This window comes from Bifidobacterium sp. ESL1118 (assembly GCF_058505595.1).
The window spans coordinates 183,034-205,785 of record NZ_CP196371.1 but is presented as its reverse complement, the minus strand read 5'-3'; the positions used below and the strand labels follow the sequence as shown (position 1 = coordinate 205,785).

Annotated in this window: 11 protein-coding genes and 1 tRNA gene; 4 read left to right on the top strand and 8 right to left on the bottom strand. The window is 58.0% G+C overall.

Annotated elements, in window-relative coordinates; all coding sequences use genetic code 11:
• Positions 1-15 precede the first annotated feature (15 nt).
• On the bottom strand, positions 16-963 hold the full coding sequence (locus ACSYSS_RS00710) for a carbohydrate ABC transporter permease (protein WP_491703626.1): 948 nt from the start codon (positions 961-963) through the stop codon (positions 16-18).
• A 12-nt stretch (positions 964-975) separates the two neighbouring features.
• Positions 976-2,250, bottom strand: a complete 1,275-nt coding sequence (locus ACSYSS_RS00705) for an ABC transporter substrate-binding protein (RefSeq protein WP_491704306.1) — start codon at positions 2,248-2,250, stop codon at positions 976-978.
• A gap of 341 nt (positions 2,251-2,591) precedes the next feature.
• On the opposite strand from ACSYSS_RS00705, the gene ACSYSS_RS00700 reads away from it, so the two are divergent.
• On the top strand, positions 2,592-3,605 hold the full coding sequence (locus tag ACSYSS_RS00700; RefSeq protein ID WP_491703625.1) for a LacI family DNA-binding transcriptional regulator: 1,014 nt from the start codon (positions 2,592-2,594) through the stop codon (positions 3,603-3,605).
• A gap of 166 nt (positions 3,606-3,771) precedes the next feature.
• Entirely contained in the window at positions 3,772-6,039 is a 2,268-nt protein-coding gene (locus ACSYSS_RS00695; protein ID WP_491703624.1) for a hypothetical protein, read from the top strand.
• A 229-nt stretch (positions 6,040-6,268) separates the two neighbouring features.
• Here the strand turns inward: ACSYSS_RS00695 and lysS are convergent, their stop codons facing one another.
• On the bottom strand, positions 6,269-7,867 hold the full coding sequence (gene lysS, locus ACSYSS_RS00690; RefSeq protein WP_491704305.1) for a lysine--tRNA ligase: 1,599 nt from the start codon (positions 7,865-7,867) through the stop codon (positions 6,269-6,271).
• A 563-nt stretch (positions 7,868-8,430) separates the two neighbouring features.
• On the opposite strand from lysS, the gene ACSYSS_RS00685 reads away from it, so the two are divergent.
• A tRNA-Pro gene (locus ACSYSS_RS00685) sits at positions 8,431-8,507 on the top strand.
• Between the two features lie 529 nt (positions 8,508-9,036).
• Positions 9,037-10,224, top strand: coding sequence for an MFS transporter (locus ACSYSS_RS00680; protein ID WP_491703623.1), 1,188 nt, complete (start codon positions 9,037-9,039; stop codon positions 10,222-10,224).
• A gap of 154 nt (positions 10,225-10,378) precedes the next feature.
• Here ACSYSS_RS00680 and ACSYSS_RS00675 read toward each other — a convergent pair whose 3' ends face one another.
• From ACSYSS_RS00675 to ACSYSS_RS00655, 5 genes are all read right to left on the bottom strand, one after another.
• Complete coding sequence (locus ACSYSS_RS00675) at positions 10,379-14,545, bottom strand: DNA-directed RNA polymerase subunit beta' (protein ID WP_491703622.1); 4,167 nt, start codon at positions 14,543-14,545, stop codon at positions 10,379-10,381.
• Between the two features lie 104 nt (positions 14,546-14,649).
• Positions 14,650-18,216 (bottom strand): DNA-directed RNA polymerase subunit beta, encoded by a 3,567-nt coding sequence (gene rpoB, locus ACSYSS_RS00670; RefSeq protein ID WP_491703621.1) that lies wholly within the window; start codon positions 18,214-18,216, stop codon positions 14,650-14,652.
• A 592-nt stretch (positions 18,217-18,808) separates the two neighbouring features.
• Positions 18,809-20,323 carry a succinyl-diaminopimelate desuccinylase gene (gene dapE, locus ACSYSS_RS00665; protein WP_491703620.1) on the bottom strand — a complete coding sequence of 505 codons (1,515 nt, stop codon included), beginning with the start codon at positions 20,321-20,323 and terminating at the stop codon, positions 18,809-18,811.
• A gap of 272 nt (positions 20,324-20,595) precedes the next feature.
• Positions 20,596-21,354 (bottom strand): hypothetical protein, encoded by a 759-nt coding sequence (locus tag ACSYSS_RS00660; protein WP_491703619.1) that lies wholly within the window; start codon positions 21,352-21,354, stop codon positions 20,596-20,598.
• Between the two features lie 46 nt (positions 21,355-21,400).
• On the bottom strand, positions 21,401-22,456 hold the full coding sequence (locus tag ACSYSS_RS00655; RefSeq protein ID WP_491704304.1) for an HhH-GPD family protein: 1,056 nt from the start codon (positions 22,454-22,456) through the stop codon (positions 21,401-21,403).
• Positions 22,457-22,752 lie beyond the last annotated feature (296 nt).

Below are 22,752 nucleotides of genomic sequence, written 5' to 3'. Positions count from 1 at the left end.
TTCTTCGGACATACCTCAGTCCTCCTTCGGATTCAGGACTTTGAGCTGGATGAGTGAGATGACGGTGATGATGACGAACAGCACCACTGCATCGGCCGATTGATAGGCAAACTCCCCGCCCTTGAAGCCGCCGTTGTAGATCTGCATGGTCACCGATTCGGTGGACGTGCCAGGCCCGCCGTTGGTCAAGGCCACAATCTGGTCGAAGGCCTGCATGAAGTTCTTGATGTTGAGCACCACATTGACCGTCACATAACCCATAATGAGCGGCATCGTGATGGATTTGAACGCCTTGAAACCGGTGGCACCGTCGAGCGAGGCCGCTTCGTAGAGGTCCTGGGGAATGGTCTGTAGGCCGGCTAGGTAGATGATGATGGCGAACGCGCACGCCTGCCACACCGTGACGATGACGATGGGCAGCCAAGCCCAGTGCTCATTGGTCAGGATGTTGTCCCTCAGTATAGGCACCGAGGAGAATATCTTCGGAATCGACTTGGAGAAGAGGAACTGGAACACATAACCGATGATGAGCATGGAAAGCACATACGGCACGAAGAACACACCACGGAAGAAATTACGGAACTTGATCTTCGAATTGAGCAGCAGGGCCACGGCCAGGGATATCGCATTGGTGAGCAATGTGGCTACAAGCGCGAAGACGAAGGTGAAGAGGTAGGAATGCCAAGTGCGGCCGTCCCTGAACAGGTTGCCATAGTTGGCAAGCCCCACCCAATGCCATTTGCCGTAACCGGCGTAGTTGGTGAAGCTGTAGAAGACGCCGATAAGCATGGGCAACGTCTGGAACACGGCGAAGAGAATGACAAACGGCCAGACCATCCAGTAGTAGGTGGCATCGGCGAAGCGACGATGGCTGGAGGTGGACTTCCCCGCTCCCGCAGTCTGCCCCGCATTTCCCGCGGCTTTGGCGGACGAACTTGGGATTGAAGCTGAAACAGCACTCATTACATGTCCTTTCTATTGAATCGTCCTGCCGTAGACCTTGGCCCACTCGCTGTCGAGCGTGTTCAAGGCACCGGTGAGGTTACCGTCGATCATGGCCTGGTTGAGCAGCGAACTGTAGTTGATGCTCGTGGGGATCTGGTGATCGGCATAGCCTTGGATCTTGCCCTTATCGATCCACGGCTCGGCCGAGGCAAGAGCAGGATTGGCGTTGGCTTTAAGATCCTTCAGGGAAGGAATGAGCTGCTGATCGTCGACGAATTTCTTCTGGACGCTCTCCTTGAAGAGATAGTCGATGAACTCCAACGACTCCTTCTCGTGCTTGGGGTGGGCGCCCATGGTAATGGCCACATCGCCGCCGGAGATCATGATGTCGTCCTTGGCCTTGTCCGCAGGGTACGGGAAGAACTTGGCATGCATCTTCGGATTGGTCTGCTGAATCGGAGTCAGCGCCCAGTTGCCGATGGGGATCATGGCCCCTTTGCCGTTGGCGAACGCGGCATTGCCATCCTCGTAGTTCATGGTGCGCACGTCCTTGGTGGTGTGCTGGAAAATCCAGTGCAGATGCTCCATCAACGGCTTCATGTTCCTGCTGAACGAGACTTCGGAGCTTGGGGTCACATTTCGGCCCTCGGCACGCATCCTGCCCCAGAAGTCATTCTTCGTATAGTAGGGAGCCAGACCGTCGAACGGTGAGCCTATGCGGGTAGAATCGCCTAGAGTGCCTATGAACGGCGCTACGCCGTGTGATTCGAACACCTTCGCCGCGGCCACCAGATCGTTCCAATCCTTGGGCACCGCCACGTGATACTTCTTGAACATATCGACGTTGTACATGATGCCACACACGTTGCCTGCGTACATCAGCATATTCGTCTCATTGCCATTGTGGCCGAGGTCGGCCAGAATCTTCTGCTGGGCGGGCTTGATGCGCCCCACAATGGGATTGGAACTGAAGTCGTAGAACACACCGGCCTTGGCCATGCCGCCCATGTTGCCGTTGGGATTCAGAGCGATGACATCCGGGGCACGGTTCTTGATCATCAGCGCACGCAGTTGGGTCTCGGCATCCGCAGCCTGGTTCTGAACAACCTTGATGCCAGGATGGCTGGCCTCGAAATCGGCGATGATCCTGTCGTAGTCGGCAGCGGCCTCGGGCTTGGTCTGGAAGAAGTTCAACGTCACCGTTCCCGACCCTCCCGAGCCGCAGGCCGCAGTGGAAACGGCCATAGCGAACGCACAGGCGGTGACGAACACCGTGCGAACCGCCCGCTTGATTGTCATCTTCATCAATCAATCTCCTTTCGAAGGTTCGTCCGCGCATGCAACTGTGGTCCGGACCGTTCCGTAACCGACCACCTCGTGGGTCCACGCGTAGACTGCAACCGCATGCCATGCGAACCATACACTGTCATCACACGACATGGATGCCTTGTAAATGTAAACGTTAGCACAATGAGAAAAGAAATCAAAACTTCTTTTATTCGCGTGTTTACTGGAATTTCAAGCATTTTCTAATACCTGTCATGCTGTTATGCACATTTTATGGTCTACAATTTCGCCAAAATTGTATACGTAATCTTATTTAGATTGCTCATGATAGACTCGCCGTATCAACTGAGGAGAGGTCCATGCCAAAGTCTTTGATCCATGACGTGGCTCGTCACGCCGGGGTCTCCATAGCCACCGTCTCACGCACCTTCACACAACCCCAAAAGGTGAGGCCCCAGACCCGCCAACGCGTGCTGGATGCCGCGTCCGAGCTCAACTTCACCATCTCACGCTCGGCCTCAGCGCTCAAGAGAGGGAAATCGTCACGAATCGCCTTCCTCACCGGCGGCGAACTGGAATCATGGTATGACTCGCATCTGTTCGCCGGTCTCAATTCGGCACTGCACCCGGCTGGATACGACATCTCCTTCTTCCAGGTCTCCAACTCGCAGGAGCGGCACGACTTTTTCGCAGACATGTCCATACGGCGCAACGCCGATGCAGTACTCATCGTCTCATTCCAGGTATCCCATGACGAAGCGGCGAAGCTCAAGGCCACACACATACCCATCCTCGCCATCAACACCGCTCCCATGCCGGAATTCTCGGCCACCATCAACATCGACGAGGCATCGAGCATGCGTCAGGTGGTGGGCCATCTCACCGATCTGGGTCATCACGACCTGGCATACGTAAGCCTTGACCCCAGCCAGGAAACGTTCAAATGGAACGGTGCGGAACGTCTGCAGGGCTTTCTCGACGCCTGTGACGCCAGCGAACAGGTACACCATGCCGAAGTGATCTTCGCACAAAAGGACGCAAATCGTGCCGATGAGGCGTTCTCCCGACTCAACAGCCTGAAAACACGCCCCTCCGCCGTCTGCTGCATGAACGACGAATACGCTGTGCCACTGCTGACACGGATGCTGCGCAGCGGCTTACGCGTTCCGGAAGACTACTCGCTGGTCGGCTTCGACGACTCCACATATGCGCAGGAGGCCGGACTGACCACCGTGCGCCAGAACCCGTACGCCATCGGGCGGCAGGCCGGCAGGGAAGTGCTCAATCTGATTGACGGGAAATCGCCGGAACACCAACACTTCATCGCTACCTCATATCTTGTGACCCGAAACACCACTGCGGCAATCCACTGATGCCACATCCGTGTGCACCTGAATACAGGTATCGGCATTTGCCAATGTAATATGTATACGTTATCATTCTGGAATTGAACTGATGCACCACCAACGGCACAAGCTGGTGTCACCGGAATGTACCTCAACCAGGCGCAACTACGCACCATCTGAAAGAAAGGACACCATGCATTCCACGTTTTCCACAATCGGCCTCGACGACCACGGCGCGGCACTCGACCGCTCAAGTCTGTTCCCTGCGGCCGGTCTGGACTGGCCGGACGGAGCGGATATGGAATTCGACCTCGGCCGATTCACCCATTACCCGTTCAGCGTCGACGTATCGAACAACCGGCTGCTGGCCGCGCTCGACAGATCGGGGCAGATCCGTCGCGCAGTGGTGGCCACAGGCATTGATGACGTCCGCGGCAAATCCATTCCAGGCGTGTACATCAACAAGCGCCTTGCCTTCTGCGAGGGGCACATTGGCTTGGACGTTTTTGTGGACGGACGGCAATGCCAGACTCCGGGCCTTCATTTCATCGATGGCGTGATACCTGAATTCACCAGTCGAATCGGCGATGTGAACGTCAGCACCACACTCTTCGCCCCACAAATCGACACAGCAGGCAACGAAACGAATGCAGTCCGCAGGCCACTATGCATACTGCAGCTCGGCCACATTACAAACAACGGCGACGACGCAGCCCATATCACGCTGATATGCCACAACGAAACCAGCACCAAAGAAACCACGCAGGCCCTCCCCTGCCACGTTGCCCTCATCAACGCGACGCAGGACGGCAGGCGCCGGGATCCATCGGCAACCTTGCCCGCCAGCGACAAGACGAAGCCGCACGGAACGACGCTAGACGTGCCAGCCGGTCTGTCCGTGACCTTCGGATTCGTGGCGGACTTCACCTCGGACGGCGCGAATCTCGCTTGTTTCCACACCACCCAAACCATCGATGACGCACTGGAGAGCACCCTAGCAGCACGTCACGGCACCATGGGATCACTCACCGTGCCGGAAGACCCGTGGTACGGCGAGATGGCGACACGGGCCGTGGAGCTGGCGCGCCAATCGATGCTGCTACTTGACGACGGCCGGGCCGCAGGGTCATTCTGGGGCTCCAACGCCAATCCGTTGCCTGACGTATGGACGCGTGACTTCTCGTATGGAGCCATGGGCCTAGTGGAGAACAACCCGGAACTGGCCTGCGCGGCCATAGACTTTTTGGCAAGATACGGAATTCCCGAAATGGCTTGGCAACGGGAAGCGAGGATGCACCCCAAGGCAAACGGTTTCGAGCATTCTCTGGGCAACGCCTGCCTCGGCGCGGTGCTTGCGTCCATGCTAGTGCAACGCCATGGTCGGGCAAGCCTCAAGGTGCCGAACGACACGTTCACCGGTTATATCCGCAAGCTCGCCGGCAATCTCATCGAATGCAAACCGGCACCCGGCGAGCTCTACACCACGCTCTACATCTCTGACGGACCTTCACGCGGAGACTTCCACACCGGTTCCAACATCCTCGCCTGGAAGGCGGCCACCGCACTGACGCATGATTTCGCGGATCTGCTCGAACCGCAGCAATGCGAGGAACTCAGCGGCATCGCGGCAAAACTTGGTGATGCACTGAGCAGCCGCTGTGTACGCAACGTCTGCGGAGTCAATATGTTTGTGGAAGGCGTGGACCGCGACGGCACCGTGATCGGCGTGCACGACGGCGAGGAAAGCGACCTGACGCTTGCCAGCGTATATGGATTCACCGACCGCGACGACCCCAGAATCCGGGCGCATGCACAGTGGGCCCACAGCACCGACGATCCCTACTACGCCCCCATCACCGGCGGCATCGACTTCTGGGACTTCGACGATAGCAACGGCATCACCTACCCCGGCACCATCCATGGACTGTGCACGGCCGGCTCGCGGCATGAGCTTTCGGCCGCGCTGCACCGCATCCGCCGCACCACCGACGTAGACGGATCATTCTGGTGGTGGCCGTTCGAACACGCGGAGAGCGACCCCTCACGGGTGAAGCGAGGACTTGGCAAATGCGGCTGGTGCGCAGGCGAATACGTGGCTTTCCTCATCCACGACATCGCGGGAATCCGCAGAGACGAGGACGCGCAGTCCATCACCGTGGCACCCTATGCCCCCTGGCGTGAGTTCAGCTGGGACGGCATGGAGTTCTGCGGCGGCACCATCGGCATGCATCTTGACGGCAATTCACTCACCTTCACCAACAGCACGCCCGAGACTCTGAACGCGACGCTTCAGATTGCACTGCAGCCCGGTGAGATGCTGGAGGACGTGGACCTGGACGGACAGTCACGGCGCTATCAGGCCGAAGTGGTCTACCTACGCGACTGCGCTGCGGTGAAAGTGCACGAAAGCGTGGCATCAGGCCAAAGCGTCACCTTACATGTCAAGACGCGCACCGCATAGAGGCATTTCGCCTGCCAACTTCGACTCAGCGGGCAAAACGTACGAAACCCAACACATTCCCGTGCAAAACGCTTACTGAAACCGCGCCAACGGACGAAATATACGACGTAGCGCACCTAAACGCACAAAACGTTCGCTGAGTGCGTGTCAGCGGACGTTTCGTACGGTCGAGGGGGCACACATGGCGACCGATGACATTCCCTCTGGATGGCGTACGCCACCACTTGCCTCAAACCAAGGGCTTGACCAGCGGGAAGGTGATGGTGTCTCGGATGGTGGCACCGGTGAGCGCGATGAGCAAGCGGTCGATGCCCATGCCCATGCCGCCAGCGGGGGGCATACCGACACCTAGGGCTTCCAGGAAGTCCTCATCGATGTCCATGGCCTCCACGTCGCCGGCCATGGCATCGCGCGCCTGGTCCACCAAACGCTGACGCTGCACCACCGGGTCGTTGAGCTCGGAGTAGCCGGTGGCCAACTCGAAGCCGCGCACATACAGGTCCCACTTCTCCACCATGCCGGGTTTGCTGCGGTGGGCCTTGACCAACGGGCTGGTCTCCACAGGGAAGTCACGCACGAAGGTGGGCTCGTACAGCTTGTCTTCGTAGAAGTGCTCCCAGAGGTGCTCCACCAGCTTGCCGTGGTTCTCCACCTCATCCTTCTCCACACCGAGCTTATCGGCGATGGCACTCAGGTGCTCCACACTCGTCTCAGGGGTAATCTCCTCGCCAAGCGCCTCGGAAAGCGAACCATACATGGTGATCTGCTTCCACTCACCGCCCAAGTCGTACTCGCTGCCGTCCGCAAGCGTCACCTTCATGGTGCCGAAGGCATCCATCGCCGCGTTCTGGATGAGGCTCTTCGTCAATTCGGCGATGGTGTCATAGGTGCCATAGGCCTGATACGCCTCGAGCATGGTGAACTCCGGGGCGTGCGTGCCGTCGACACCCTCGTTGCGGAAATCACGGTTAATCTCGTAGACACGCTCGATACCGCCCACCAGGCAACGCTTCAGGAAGAGCTCAGGGGCGATACGTAGATAAAGATCGATGTCGAAGGCGTTCATATGGGTGGTGAACGGACGGGCCGCGGCACCGCCATGCACGGTCTGAAGCATCGGCGTCTCCACCTCTAGGAAGTCGCGCTTGGTGAAGGTATCGCGCAGGGAAGTAACCACATGCGAGCGCCTGCGCACCATATCACGCACCTTCTCGTCGGCGATCATACCGATGTAGGGCTTGCGGATGCGGGTGTCGTCCGTGAGCTCCTTGTGGAGGGCAGGCAACGGCTGAAGCGCTTTGGCAGCAATACGCCATTCGTTGGCGAACACCGAAAGCTCGCCGGTCTTGGAAGCGACAACGCGCCCCTTAAGGAAGAGATGATCGCCCAAATCGACCATCTGTTTGAACTCCTTCAAGCGGTCGGCGCCAATCTCCTTCTTGGATATCATGCCCTGAATCTTGGTGCCGTCTCCTGCGGAAAGCTGCACGAAGCATAGGCCTCCGCCGTTGCGCAGGAACAACACGCGACCGGCCACACCGACCACGTCCTGCGTCTCCTCGCCGGGCTGGAGCTTGCCGTCGTAACGAGCACGCACGGACTCGATGGTGTCCGTGACGTCAAGCTTGACGGGGTACGGCGAGACACCGTTCTTAAGCATCTGGGCACGCTTGGCCACGCGCATCTGCACCTGCTCAGGGTGGGCCTCAGGGCCGAATTCCTTATTAGTGGGGTCGATGGCATCGTCAAGTGAGGCACCGTCACTCACCTTGGCAGCGATGGCATCGTCCTGCTTCAGCAACAGTTCGGCACGCTCTACAGTGGTCATGTGCGGTGCTTCCACCTCGGCGTCATCGGCCGAGTCGCCTTTGGTTTCGTTGATATTATTCGTTTCACTCATACCCGAATTGTACCGAAGAGACGCTACACTCGGCACTATTTATCGACGTAAGATTGTATGCCGACGAATAGTGACAAATGTCAGCACAAATTACCGTGAAAAAATGAACGGCAACAAATAATGTCACGACGACACTATTTACCGCAAGCCTATCCAAATACAACAAATAGTGATACAAAACGGCAGAATTTACCGTGCAAGAAATGAACAGCGCCAGATAGTGACGAAATACGGCACTTATTACCGCATCTCAAAGCAGATACGACAGACAGTGCCGGCTAATGGCACTTATTACCGTAGTAAAAGTTTATGACTACAAGTAGTGACGCAATACAGCAGCATGTATTGTGGTTCGCCATGAATACGACCAATAATGACAAAGATACGCAACATTTGAAGCGATTATCATGACTAGCGACACGCGCCTTAGCTACGACAACACGCTAGGAATGCAAGGTGGGCGGGTGGAGTATAATGACATGCGTTGTAATCGGGCTGTAGCGCAGCTTGGTAGCGCGCTTCGTTCGGGACGAAGAGGCCGCGAGTTCAAATCTCGCCAGCCCGACCAACATACTCAAGTTCATTGCGCAAAATTACACGTATGAATGCTATTTCTCACGAAATGTCACCAAAATCGATACGACGCGGAATCCACCTCACTTGCATCAACGACTTCTCTTACGAAATGTCATCCGCAATGTCATCCTGCCGAGAGTCATTGTTACGTAGCAGCACTATCTTGCATGGACTCCTATTTTTAGGATCTGCCTTGTTGCTTTGCGCAGTGCCATTCCATTTGCGCAATGGTATTGCCACTTTCCAATTTCCCGTGCATCATCACATTGCTACATTGCCGTTCATGGCATGCCAACACCCCAATCTCGTTGTTAGCCACAATGACAGTCACTGAACAACGGTCGCTGAATTTCGCTCTATCTCGTCTTAACGCCGCGGGAGTGCCCGTCTCATCTCATTTCTTCACAACACACGACGCATAGGAGACCAATCCCTTCTATCCTTGAGAACTGGTAGGCAGCGAGTGTGAAATGTGACATGCTCGTCGAAACCGGCACACACCAACAAATGCAAGGTGAAACATGAAAAAGAGCCTGTTCGCGCTGGCATGCGGCGCATTCGTCTATGGGTCGGCCGAATTCGTCATGATGGGCATCCTTCCACAGGCCGCTCGCGACATGGGTGTCAGCATACCCACCGCAGGAAACTTCGTCTCCGCCTATGCCATCGGCGTGTGCGCCGGAACATTGATATTGGTGTTTGGCCGCAGGATGGCACCAAAACACCTTATTTTGACCTTCATGGTCATTGCGGCCGTGGGCGATTTCTTCAGCGCCCTTGCACCTTCTGCCCCACTCCTATTGGTCGGCAGATTCATTGCAGGCTTACCACATGGAGCGTTCTTCGGCACTTCGGCACTCATCGCAAAGATGGTGGCGGATAAGGGGAAAGAGGCGCAAGCGGTATCATTGGCGGTCACCGGGCAAACCGTGGCCAACATGCTCGGCGTCCCCGCTGGAACACTGCTGGCAGAACGTGTCAGTTGGAGATTGGCCTTCCTTCTCCTCGCCGTCCTTGCACTCGTCACCATAGGACTAGCACTCAAATGGATACCGTATGTGGCCCCGGTGCCCGACAACGGCATCGTCGGTCAGTTTCGATTTCTTGCTGAACCCGGTCCATGGCTCATTCTCGCCGCAACGTTCTTAGGAAATGTTGGAATAATGAGCTGGTGGAGCTACGTTTCACCATGGCTTATGCGTGTCGGCGACTACTCGAACAAGCTTGTGCCACTGCTGATGATGTTGGCAGGCTTTGGGATGGTGGTTGGTGGGCTCATCGGCGGGAATATGGCCGACCATTGGCGCACGGCAGGCACTGCAGCCCTGGGCCAGACCATCTCTGTCATCGGGTTGGCATTCGTGGCATTCAGCGCAAACGCAAGACTCAGCACGGCTGCGTGCACATTCATCATTGCCTTCGCACTCTTCTTCGTCTCCACACCTCAGCAGCTGCTCATGGCGCAGGCCGGTGTGGGAGGCGGTGAACTCATCGGCGGCGCCTGCGTGCAGGTCGCCTTCAACTTCGGCAACGCCGTGGGCTCATCCCTTGGTGCATTCATGCTTTCGTCCTCAAATATGAACTACCACACGCCGGCCTTGGGCGGCATCCCGATGGCCATCGCCGCAGTGGCATGCCTGGTGATATATTCCTGGCACTATGAGACACACACCGATGCAATGGAACGTCTGACCACCGTGGAGGTGTGAAGCTAGGAACCTAATGCAAATCAGCAGCATTTTAGAGATGGTTTGCACCAATCGACAAGATGAAGCGTCAAAATGCGCCAGGCAGAAATAGCTAACGCCACTGTTCGAATCCATGGTTAAACCCAAACAGTGGCGTTAGCGACTCAATTACCTATTATTCGGTTTTCTCCTGCGATTTGCCGGAATCAGCGTTGTTGCTGTCGCCAGCATCCGCACTATCGGTGCCTGCATGGAAATCACCACCGAGATCCAGATGATCGCCAAATCCTGCACCACCTTCAAAACCAAGATTCGTGCTGTCTGAATCATTCGACGTGATATCGCTCAAATCGCTTTGGCCACCTTGGTCATCGAGGAAGTCGTCCGGATTGAAATCATCGCCCAGCTTCAAATCGCCAAAGTCGATGTTGGAGAAGTCCACATCGCCAGCATCATCTTGGAAGCCATCAACCGTACCGTCGCCACCCAAGCCGAAGTTCGGGTAGATGGTGTCGCGGATGGCCTTGTCGGGCTCCACCTTCGCGTTGCGATAGCGAGCCAAACCGGTGCCGGCAGGGATGAGCTTGCCGATGATGACGTTCTCCTTCAGGCCCTTGAGCTCGTCGGACTTCTGCTCCAGAGCCGCTTCCGTGAGCACACGGGTGGTCTCCTGGAACGAAGCCGCAGAGAGCCAGGAATCGGTGGCCAGCGAAGCCTTGGTGATGCCCAAGAGCTCCGGACGACCCGCGGCGGGCTTGCCACCGGCCTTCACAGCCTCGATATTGGCCTCACGGAACTTGGCCTGGTCGACCAGCTCACCGGGCAGAAGCGCCGTGGAACCGGAGTCAATGACGGTGATGCGGCGAAGCATCTGGTGGACGATGACCTCGATGTGCTTGTCGTGGATATCCACGCCCTGGGAGCGGTACACGTCGTGCACACCCTCGACAATGGCCACCTGAGCGGCACGAGGCCCAAGGATGCGCAGGATCTTCTTGGGATCGACGGAGCCCTCGATGAGCTGGGTGCCGACTTCGACATGTTCGCCATCCTTGACCAGCAGCGGAGCTCGACGGGTCACCGGGTAGGTGATCGGCTCGACATTCTGGTCGTCAGGGGTGAGCGTGACCTTGCGGCCTTGGTCGTTGTCCTCCACCTTGACGGTGCCGGAGAACTCAACAATCGGAGCCTCGCCCTTAGGAGTACGGGCTTCGAAGAGCTCAGTGACACGAGGCAGACCTTGGGTGATATCGGAAGCGGAAGCCACACCACCGGAGTGGAAGGAACGAAGAGTCAACTGCGTACCGGGCTCGCCGATGGACTGGGCCGCCACAACGCCGACGGCCTCGCCCACATCCACCAAATGGTTGGTGGCCAACGACCAGCCGTAGCACTTGGCGCATACGCCGCGCTTGGACTCACAGGTAAGCACGGAGCGGGCATTGACACTCTCCACGCCGTGGGCCACGAGGTCGCGCAACACATCCATCGAAAGTGCGTCACCCCGCTTGTAGAGCACGGTCTTGCCGTCGGACGGATCGATAACGTCTTTGGCGAGCAGACGAGAGTATGGACCACCATCAGCCGCCTTGACGAGCACCAGATTGCCGTTTTCGTCGCGCTCGGCCACCTTCATGTCAAGACCACGCTTCGTGCCGCAATCCTCTTCGCGCACGATGACCTCCTGGGCCACATCCACCAAGCGACGGGTGAGGTAGCCGGATTCTGCGGTACGCAGTGCCGTATCGGCCAAACCCTTGCGGGCACCGTGCTGTGAGATGAAGTACTCCAGGACGGACAGACCTTCGCGGTAGTTCGACTTGACCGGGCGGGGAATGATCTCGCCCTTCGGGTTGGCCACGAGGCCTCGCATACCGGAGATCTGACGAATCTGCATCCAGTTTCCACGGGCTCCGGACTGCACCATGATGTTCACATTGTTGTCGTCCTTGAAGTTCGCGCGCATGGCGTCAGCGACCTTGTCGGTGCACTCGGTCCACAGGTTGATGAGCTCCTGACGGCGTTCCTCCTCCGTAAGCAGACCCATGTCGTACTGATCGCCGACCTTATCGGCCTGCTTTTCGTAGTCCGCAATGATGGCAAGGCGTTCCTTGGGCTCCACGATGTCGGAGAAGGCCATGGTGACGCCGGACCAAGGAGCCTGGGTGAAGCCCAAGTCCTTCAACGCGTCCAGCGTGGCCGCCACCTGGGCGGTGGAGTAACGCATGGCGATGTCGTCGACGATGGTGGAGAGCTTGCCCTTGGCCACCTGCTCATTGACAAACGGATAGTCGGTGGGCAGCGTCTTGTTGAAACGAAGACGGCCGAACGAAGTGGCAAAGAGCACAGAGCCGTCCTCGAACCGCTCCTCTTTGACCACATCGGGGCTGCCGGGCTCAGGGTCGACGACCTTGAGCTCACCAGGCTCCCAATCGGTGGGCAGCACGAATTCCTTGGGCAGGCGCACCAGCACCTTGGCCTGAACGTCCACGTCGTGACGGTCAACGGCCATCTCAAGCTCTTCAACAGAGCCAAGCACACGGCCCTGGCCCTTGGCACCATCGATGACGGTGGAAAGATAATACAGACCGAGAATCATATCCTGGGAAGGCATGGTGACGGTGTGGCCGTCCGCAGGCTTCAAAATATTGTCGGAAGCCATCATCAAGGAGCGGGCCTCGGCCTGCGCCTCAACGCTCAGCGGAAGGTGGACTGCCATCTGATCGCCGTCGAAGTCTGCGTTGAATGCGGCGCAGGCCAGTGGCGGCAGGTGGATGGCCTTGCCCTCGACGAGGATGGGCTCGAACGCCTGAATGCCCAAGCGGTGCAGCGTAGGTGCACGGTTCAGCAGCACGGGGTGCTCGCTGATGACGTCTTCGAGCACGTCCCACACGGACGGATCGGCACGATCGACGAGGCGCTTGGCGCTCTTCATGTTCTGCGCATAGTCCTGATCGACCAAGCGCTTGATGACGAAGGGCTTGAACAGCTCCAAGGCCATGGGCTTGGGCAGACCACACTGGCTCATACGCAGCGAAGGGCCGACCACAATCACGGAACGGCCGGAGTAATCCACACGCTTGCCGAGCAGGTTCTGACGGAAGCGGCCCTGCTTGCCCTTGAGCATGTCTGCCAGGGACTTCAAGGGGCGGTTGGAGGCGCCAGTGACAGGACGGCCACGACGGCCGTTGTCGAACAAGGAGTCAACGGCCTCCTGCAGCATGCGCTTCTCGTTATTGAGCATGATCTCGGGGGCGCCGAGTTCGATGAGCCTCTTCAAACGGTTGTTACGGTTGATCACACGACGGTAGAGGTCGTTCAGATCCGAGGTGGTGAAACGGCCACCGTCGAGCTGCAGCATGGGGCGCAGGTCGGGCGGAATCACCGGGATGGCATCGAGCACCATGGACTCGGGCTTGTTGTCGGTGGTGAGGAATGCGTTCACGACTTTGAGTCTCTTCAGAGCGCGGGCCTTGCGCTGGCCGCTTCCGGTGTCGATCTCCTCACGCAGCTGCTTGGCGGCGGCCTCAAGATCGAAGTCCTGAAGCCTCTTCTTGATGGCCTCGGCACCCATGGAACCCTCGAAGTAGTCGCCGTAGCGGTCCTTCATCTCCTGCCACAGGTCCACGTCGCCTTCCATGTCACCGGGCTTCAAGGTCTTGAAGCGGTCGAACACGGCGTTGAGGCGCTGAATCTGGTCGTCGTAGCGCTGGCGAATGGCTGCCATCTCTCGATCGGCGGAGTTGCGCAGCTTCGACTTGGAGGCGGCCTTCACATCGCCTTCAGCCTCAAGGGCGGCCATATCGACCTCAACCTTCTTGGCACGCTCTTCGATTTCGTTGTCGCGACGTTTGGTGATGTTGGCGATCTCGGCGTCGAACTCGTCCTGAAGATCGGGCAGGTCCTGATGGCGCTGCTCCTCGTCCACGCTCGTCACCATATAGGCGGCAAAGTAGATGACCTTCTCCAAGTCTTTCGGCGCGATGTCGAGCAAGTATCCAAGCCTGCTCGGCACACCCTTGAAGAACCAGATATGGGTGACGGGCGCGGCCAACTCGATGTGGCCCATGCGTTCACGGCGCACGCGCGAGCGGGTGACCTCCACACCGCAGCGTTCGCACACGATGCCCTTGAAGCGCACGCGCTTGTATTTGCCGCAGGCGCACTCCCAGTCGCGGGTGGGCCCGAAGATCTGCTCTCCGAAGAGGCCGTCCTTCTCGGGCTTCAAAGTACGGTAGTTAATGGTTTCCGGCTTCTTGACCTCGCCGTAGCTCCAATTGTGGATATCCTCGGTGGTTGCCAGGCCGATTCTCAATTTGTCAAATGCGTTGACGTCCAGCACGTTTTGTCCTGTCTGTTAATGATTGTTCACGATTTGTAAGCTCACCGCTGGTGCGGCACGGTTTGCGGCCGCACCAAACGGGTATGCGGAAATGAAGCGGAGACTCAGCGGAATTCCGGCTGGGGCGCGACCTGATCCTCCTTGGCGGCAGCGTCCGGGCGGGCACCGATGTTGAAACCAAGGTCGTGAGAGGAAGACTCGATGTCGTCATCGCTTTCCTTCATCTCGATGGCCTGGCCGTCGGCGTTCAAGACCTCGACGTTCAAGGCCAGCGACTGCATCTCCTTCAGAAGCACCTTGAAGGACTCGGGGATGCCTGCCGGCGGCAGGTTCTCGCCCTTCACGATGGCTCCGTAGGCGCGGACCCTGCCGTCCACGTCATCGGACTTGGTGGTCATCATCTCGTGCAGCGTGTAAGCGGCGCCGTAGGCCTCCAAAGCCCACACCTCCATCTCGCCGAAACGCTGACCGCCGAATTGGGCCTTGCCTCCGAGCGGCTGCTGGGTGATCATGGAGTACGGACCGGTGGAACGGGCATGGATCTTGTCGTCCACCAAGTGGTGCAGCTTGAGCATGTACATATAGCCAACGGAGATCGGCTTGGGGAAGGGCTCTCCGGTGCGGCCATCGTAGAGCGTGGCCTTGCCGTCGTCGCCCACCAGTCTGTCGCCGTCGCGGTTGGGCAGTGTGGTCTTCAAGAGGCCCTGGATGACATCGGGGCGTACACCGTCGAACACGGGCGTTGCCACCGGGGTGTTCGGCTCGCCCTGCTCGGCGCCCTGCGGCACGTACTGCTTCCAAGCAGCCTCAAGATCCGGGTCGAGCTTGATGTTCCAACCGGCATGGGCAATCCAGCCCAAGTGCAGCTCCAGCACCTGGCCCAGGTTCATACGGCTAGGCACGCCCAGCGGGTTCAGCATGATGTCGATCGGGGTGCCATCGGCCATGAACGGCATGTCTTCCTCGGGCAGGATGCGTGAGATGCAGCCCTTGTTGCCGTGGCGGCCGGAAAGCTTGTCTCCCACGGTGATCTTACGATGCTGGGCGATGTAGACGCGAATCATGGAGTTAACGCCGTTGGGCAGCTCGTCGCCGTCCTCCTCGGCATCCTCTCGGGTGATCTCCTTGATGGAAATCACCGTGCCGGTCTCACCGTGGGGCACGCGCAGCGAAGTGTCGCGCACCTCGCGGCTCTTCTCGCCAAAGATGGCGCGCAGCAGACGCTCCTCAGGAGTCAGCTCGGTCTCGCCCTTAGGCGTGACCTTGCCCACCAGAATGTCACCGGCCTCGACCTCGGCGCCGATGCGGACGATGCCTCGCTCGTCGAGGTTCGAAAGCGCGTCCTCACCGACGTTCGGCAGGTCGCGGGTGATCTCCTCGGGGCCAAGCTTGGTGTCGCGGGAGTCGATTTCGTACTCTTCGATGTGGATGGAGGAAAGCGTATCGTCCTTCACCAGACGCTGGGAGATGATGACAGCGTCCTCGTAGTTGTATCCGTTCCAAGGCATAAACGCCACAAGGACGTTCTTGCCCAAGGCCAGATCGCCCTTTTGGGTGGCGGGGCCATCGGCCAGAACCGTACCCTTTTCAACCCGTTCGCCATCCTTGATGAGCGGCACCTGGTTGTAGGAAGTGGTCTGATTGGAACGCTGGAACTTGGCCAGTTTGTAGCTGGACGTGGTGCCGTCGTCGTTCATGACGCGGATCATGTCGGCGGAGACGTAGGTGACCACGCCGTCCTTTTCGGAGAGAATGGTGTCGCCGGAATCCACGGCGGTGCGCCACTCGGCGCCGGTTCCCACGAGCGGGCGCTCGGACTTGACCAGCGGCACGGCCTGACGCTGCATGTTGGTGCCCATTAGCGCTCGGTGGCCCTCGTCGTGCTCCAGGAACGGAATGAGCGAGGCGCCAACGGAAACCATCTGGCGAGGTGAGACATCCATGTAATCCACGGTGCTCACCGGCACATCGACGGCCTCGTCGGTGGCGGAACGCACAAGTGCGGTCTTGTCGACGAAGTTGCCGTTCTTGTCCAGCTTCTGGTTGGACTGGGCAATGACGTGGTCGGACTCGCGGTCGGCGGTCATATACTCGATTTCGTCGGTCACATGGCCATCGACGACCTTGCGGTACGGGGTCTCGATGAAACCGAACGGGTTGACGCGGCCGAACGTCGCCAGCGAACCGATGAGGCCGATGTTCGGGCCTTCTGGTGACTCGATGGGGCACATACGGCCGAAGTGGGAGGGGTGCACGTCTCGCACTTCCATGGAGGCGCGGTCACGCGAAAGGCCACCGGGACCCAATGCGGACAGACGGCGCTTGTTGGTCACGCCGGAAAGCGGGTTGTTCTGATCCATGAACTGGCTCAGCTGGGAGGTTCCGAAGAACTCCTTGATGGTGGCGCTCACGGGGCGAATATTGATCAGAGACTGCGGGGTGATGGCCTCGGCGTCCTGGGTGGTCATGCGCTCACGGACCACGCGCTCCATACGGCTCAGGCCGGTGCGCAGCTGGTTCTGGATGAGCTCGCCCACCTGGCGGATACGACGGTTGCCGAAGTGGTCGATATCGTCGGTCTCCACACGCAGGTCGACGTCCTTGCCGTCACGCTTGCCGGGGAACGTCTTCTCGCCGGCATGCAGGGCCACAAGATACTTGATGGTGGCGATGATGTCTTCACGGCTCAGTGCGCGGTCGTTGGCATCTCGTTCGAGGCCCAGCTTGCGGTTCACTTTGTAGCGGCCGACGCGTGCGAGATCGTAACGGTTGGTGTTGAAGTAGAAGGAATCCAAGAGATTGCGTCCGGCTTCCGCAGTGGCGGTGTCCGCCGGGCGAATCTTGCGGTAGAGGTCGGTCAGAGCCTCGTCCTGGGTTTCGATGGTCTCCTTTTCGAGCGCATCGAGCACCAGCGGGTAACCCTTGAAGGCCTTCTTGATTTCACTCTTGGTCATGCCGATTGCCATGAGGAAGACGATGGCGGACTGCTTGCGCTTGCGGTCTACGCGCACGCCGAGCACGTCGCGCTTGTCGATCTCGAACTCCAGCCATGCGCCACGGCTCGGGATGATCTTCGCTCCGTAGATCTCCTTGTCGGAGGTACGGTCCTGGTCGGCGCTGAAGTACACACCAGGGCTGCGCACGAGCTGCGAGACGATCACGCGTTCGGTGCCGCCGATGATGAAGGTGCCATGCGGGGTCTGCAGCGGGAAGTCACCCATGAACACGGTCTGACTCTTGATCTCGCCGGTCTCTTCGTTCTCGAACTCGGCGTTGACGTAGAGCGGTGCGGAATAGGTGTAGTCCTTTTCCTTGCACTCCTGCACCGTGTGGCGAGGTTCCTCGAAATAGGGTTCCGAGAAGGTCAGACTCATGGTCTGGGCGAAGTTCTCGATGGGGCTAATCTCCTGGAACACCTCGTCGAGGCCCGAAGTATGAGCCACCACGTGGGTGCCGTTCTTTTCATCCTCTTCGACGCGCTTCTTCCAGCGGTCGTTGCCGATGAGCCAGTCATAGCTATCGGTCTGCACACCCAGCAGATAGGGCGGTTCGATGGGCTCACGAATGGACCCGAAGTTCACACGGTCAGAGGCCTTGTGCAATTCGATGTCGTGCGGATCGGCACGGGCAATGACCTGTGTGGTACTTGTCTGAAGCTTTGTATCAGCCAATGGACGTTCCTTATCACTTGCTTATGTTCAATACTTTCGTGGAAACGCCGCGCAATGTGCCTGACAAGACTCTACTGGCCTCATACCGATTCACAGACACTGAAAACGCTGAAATACGCGGGCGCTTCGTCACTTGCAGCATGCCCGCAATATGACATACCTCATGCAAAAAATTTATTATACCACAGCTCCAGACAAACCGCTTCCTTAGATTTTGGGCATATCTCCTGCGGTTATTGAATGGCTATCGCCATCACCACAACCGACCTTACCCAACCATACGATGAGACGTTGAGGCGGTGCGCCTCGTGGCGATAATGGCCTCGGCTGGCAACTCAATCAACGCGATGAAGAAAATCAGGTGACGCTAGTGTTGGTTTCGTCGGACTTTGATTGCATTGTTGGACAAAACGGACGGCGTCTACAGTAAAAACGTCCGTTCCATCAACCTTCCAATCCATAGACGGACGAAACGGACACTATCCCACAATAAAAACGTCCGTTTCATCCGATTTCCCACCCGCAGGTGGGCAAAACCGACGCAACGTGGGAGTCGCTACTTCGTGCGACGACGTACATTTGCCGGCCGGGGTCATTCACACAGCCAGTCAAGCAGAATGGATGCCAACGTCTCCAGTTGAGATTCCGGCAGTTGTTCATCGGCCTTGTGCGCCAGCAGCGGACTACCCGCACCCAGATTGACGGCGGGCACACCCAGCAGCGAGAAGCGGGCCACGTCGGTCCAGCCAAGTTTGGCCTGAGGGTCAAGACCTGTGCGGCTTTTGACCAACGAAGCCAGCGAACGCGCAAGAGGAGCATCCATGCCAGGCCGCGCAGATGGAGACTCATCCTTCATCTCAATGCCGAATCCAGCAAAGAAACCACCTTGAGCCACTTGCTCTCCACCGCCGAGACGCGGCATGGTAGAATGATTTCCAGACTCGCAGGAGTCGCTCAAACCATCCGAACTGGCCATGCCATCCGCGCCGTCCGAATCAACCAGACCGTCTACGCCATCCGCGTCATCCGCACAGCCCGAACAGTTCAGACCATTCGAACCATTCAAAGGGTCTGCAAACATGAGCACCTTGGCCTGCTCGGTGGTCTTATCGGGGGCAAACCGATAATTGACGTGGATGCGGCACTCATCGGGAATGATGTTGGTGCCCTTGCCGCCCGAGATCATGGTGGCGTTGAGACCTTCCCGAAATATCAGACCATCGACCTCAACGTCTTTTGGCACATAGGCCGCAAGCCTGGCCAGTACCGGCGCGGCATCATGAATGGCGTTGCGCCCCATCCACGCACGGGCCGAATGCGCAGCCACACCATGCGTGACCACATCGAAACGCATGGTGCCGTTGCAACCGCCCTCAATGCCGCAATTCGTGGGCTCACCGATGACGGCAAAATCACCGTTCAGCCAATCAGGATGCGCCTCAGATACGCGCTTCAAGCCGTTGAGATCGGCCTGCGCCTCTTCGTGGTCGTAGAAAACAAACGTGAGATCATACTGAAACCTCGGCATAGCGATGCCACTTGCCCCGCTGTGAGCAGCAAGGGCCGCAATGTAAAGGAACACGGCATCGGAGGCCTTCATATCCGTGGCACCCCTACCCCACATCACACGGTCTTCCGGAGCTTCGGCAGCCACGTCCCCACGGATGCGCGGGTCGCCAGGCTCAAGCCAAACGGGTGGGAAATTGTCGATGATTGGCACCGTGTCGAGGTGGCCGGCCAACACGACGCGCTGTGGACGGCCGAAATTGGTGGACGCCACCACCGTGTCGCCCATGCGATGCAATCCAAGAATCTCATTGTGGCTGGCCTTGTCGCAGACACCTTCACCGCCGACGGTGCAATTGCCGGCACCTCTGTTGCCACTGTTCTCAGTGCCGACAGCACGACTGTCTGCACTGCAGTTGCTTGCAGCGCTATCAGCACCGCCGCCGTTGGCGTTGCCGTAGCCAAGGCCACGCAAAAATTCTTCAACTGCGTCTGCCAGACCGGTCTCTTCGCCGCTGACGGAGCGTACGCCCGCAATCTGCTCGAAGAGATCCGTCAACGCTCGCGAGCGCGATAAACCCTGCCCCATACTCAATGTCATAAGGCAATTTTAACGGAAAACCGCGCAACCGGCTCGCAATCCGCACAAAAATCCTCAATTCTGGCTACAAATCTGCCCCGGTGTTTTACGTAGGGAGATTTTTTGATTTTGGCCTTGCTGTGAAATATGAAAAGCCCTAAATTCCGCCATTCCTTTACATGATTATGCCGCCGAAATCGGAAAATCTCCCTATCGAAAAAATAAACCCCAATTCGAGCGCTCGGCACCCTTTCGGCACTCAAAAACGTTCAAACTTCATCAAACAGGCTACATTATTCGACGGTAATGGTCACCTTATTACTTTTCAAGCTCGGATGCTCCTTGAGACTGAGCTGTGCGGTGTATGTGCCGCGGTCGACGCGAGGCAGCTGGGCATCATCCTGGCAGGTGGATCCGGTGCGATCGGCAGGCCAAGTGAGCTTCTGCTCGTCTTTGTTCATGTCAGAGGTCTTATATAGGGCCAGTTTACGCGGGTCGGATGGGCAGACATCCGAGCGCCAGACTGTGTCTGAGGCAGAAGAGATGGTAAGGACTCGCGAGGAATTTGAACCGTCGACGATGCAGCCTTTGAAGCCGGACTTATAGGCAGCTTCGTTATAGCGGATGACGGCATTGAAATCAACGGGCTCGCCCACGGAAACCTCCGGCTGACCTGTGGAAAGCTCCAGCTTCACATCCTTGGCGCTGCAATGAGGAAGCAGTTTGGCGTCATCATTTTCTTTGCCACCGGTGCTCGTGGTATTCGAATCCGCAGCAGTGCTTTTGCCTCCTTTGGATGTTCCGCCTTTGGGAGCAGGAGCCGATGACCGCGAAATTGCCGAAGAGTGCTGATTCGGCAGAGCATCGCTGATGACGGATGCGCCACGAACCAGACTGTAGATGCAAAATACGATAAGCACCAACACAAGCACCGCCACCAAAGCGGCCACAATACGTCGCCGAACATAGACACGGCTCATCTGAGCGCTGACACGCGGCGATTGGAGCGGCTTGCCGGTTCGGGCTGATCTACGAGGCTCTTTTGACACCATATCTTCAGTCTAAACGCGGTGGAAGATGAACAACGAAACCGCGAAATCAATCGGGCAGGCTCAGCGATCCATCTCGGTACATCACAACGAGACCATCCTCATCAAGTGAGGCTATGCAGGAGTCAAGCTGAACGGCATCGGGCCAGAGCCGCTCCACCTCCGCACGCGAGAGTCTTTCGCCATTGAGAGGGCGCAACGCATCAAGCACAATGCCACGCACCTGGCGATTGGTGCCTTTGAAACGCTGGCGTGGGCGTGTACGACGTTCTCCCAAGTTCGGCAAACCTGCCTTAAGGAAAGCGCAGGAATCAGCAATTGGGCAGACTTTGCAGAGCGGGCTCTTTGCAGTGCACACCAAAGCCCCGAGCTCCATAACAGCTTGATTCCACACCACGCTGGGCTTGGTGCGTCGGTAAATACCGTTGGCGTGGGTGCTGACTGCGTCAAGACCTGAAGCGCTCGCATGTCCACCAACGGATGCAACACAACCGGATTGAAGAGCGTCGGCATCAGCTCGCAAGCCTGTGACAGCGTTGGCGAGCGCACATGCCTTTGCACTGCTGTCAGGCGCACCTTGGTTATCATCCTGTGGCAGAACGGTCTGTGCAAGGCTTCGATCCGCGTCCGTTGCTGAGCCGCCGATTGATTCCTCACCACGAAACACACGCGAAAGCACGCGACGAATGTTGGTGTCGAGCACCACTGTGCGACGGCCCATCGCAAAACTCAAGACCGCACTGGCGGTGTAGTCACCGATGCCGGGGAGTTTCACCAGACTGTCGTAGTCCGTTGGAAGCTTGCAATGGTACTGCTCAGCGACCTGACGAGCGCATTCCTGAAGCCTCAGTGCACGGCGAGGATAGCCGAGCCTGCCCCAGGCCGTGATGACCTCAGCGGTGCTCGCCTTCGCAAGTGCCTGCGGCGTGGGCCAAATCTCCATCCAGGAAACCCAGTACGGCACCACGCGGCTCATCTGGGTCTGTTGGCTCATCACTTCGGAAACGAGCACGCCCCATGGCGACGTGCGGCCAAAGCGCCACGGCAGGTCGCGGGCGTTTTCATCCCACCAAGCTGCCAGTTCCCCCTGAATGTGGTGCAACATGGTCGGAGCCAGTTGGGATTCTGAGGTTTCTGCTGATTCTTCTTGATGAGATTTGGTTTGATTCACAGTCCTATTGTGCCGCGAGGTGGGCACCAAACCGGCCGACCACACAGATTTTGAGTAAAGGTTCACAATTTGGAAACTTCGAGGCATCAGACACCACCGCCTTCCCCACTGTGTTTTCGTACTATCAAATCAGCGGAATGCGCCGCCGGCGGACGTTCAGTGGAGCCCGCACTCGAATGCGGCTTCGCGCTAATCAGCGTAAGAGGGAAGAACCATTACATGCTCTGCTC

What these genes read in the sequence shown, in the direction of transcription:
- ACSYSS_RS00710 (WP_491703626.1), bottom strand. Translation starts at nt 963, where the DNA reads ATGAGTGCTGTTTCAGCTTCAATCCCAAGTTCGTCCGCCAAAGCCGCG.
- ACSYSS_RS00705 (WP_491704306.1), bottom strand. Translation starts at nt 2,250, where the DNA reads ATGAAGATGACAATCAAGCGGGCGGTTCGCACGGTGTTCGTCACCGCC.
- ACSYSS_RS00700 (WP_491703625.1), top strand. Translation starts at nt 2,592, where the DNA reads ATGCCAAAGTCTTTGATCCATGACGTGGCTCGTCACGCCGGGGTCTCC.
- ACSYSS_RS00695 (WP_491703624.1), top strand. Translation starts at nt 3,772, where the DNA reads ATGCATTCCACGTTTTCCACAATCGGCCTCGACGACCACGGCGCGGCA.
- lysS (WP_491704305.1), bottom strand. Translation starts at nt 7,867, where the DNA reads ATGACCACTGTAGAGCGTGCCGAACTGTTGCTGAAGCAGGACGATGCC.
- ACSYSS_RS00680 (WP_491703623.1), top strand. Translation starts at nt 9,037, where the DNA reads ATGAAAAAGAGCCTGTTCGCGCTGGCATGCGGCGCATTCGTCTATGGG.
- dapE (WP_491703620.1), bottom strand. Translation starts at nt 20,323, where the DNA reads ATGACATTGAGTATGGGGCAGGGTTTATCGCGCTCGCGAGCGTTGACG.
- ACSYSS_RS00660 (WP_491703619.1), bottom strand. Translation starts at nt 21,354, where the DNA reads ATGGTGTCAAAAGAGCCTCGTAGATCAGCCCGAACCGGCAAGCCGCTC.
- ACSYSS_RS00655 (WP_491704304.1), bottom strand. Translation starts at nt 22,456, where the DNA reads ATGTTGCACCACATTCAGGGGGAACTGGCAGCTTGGTGGGATGAAAAC.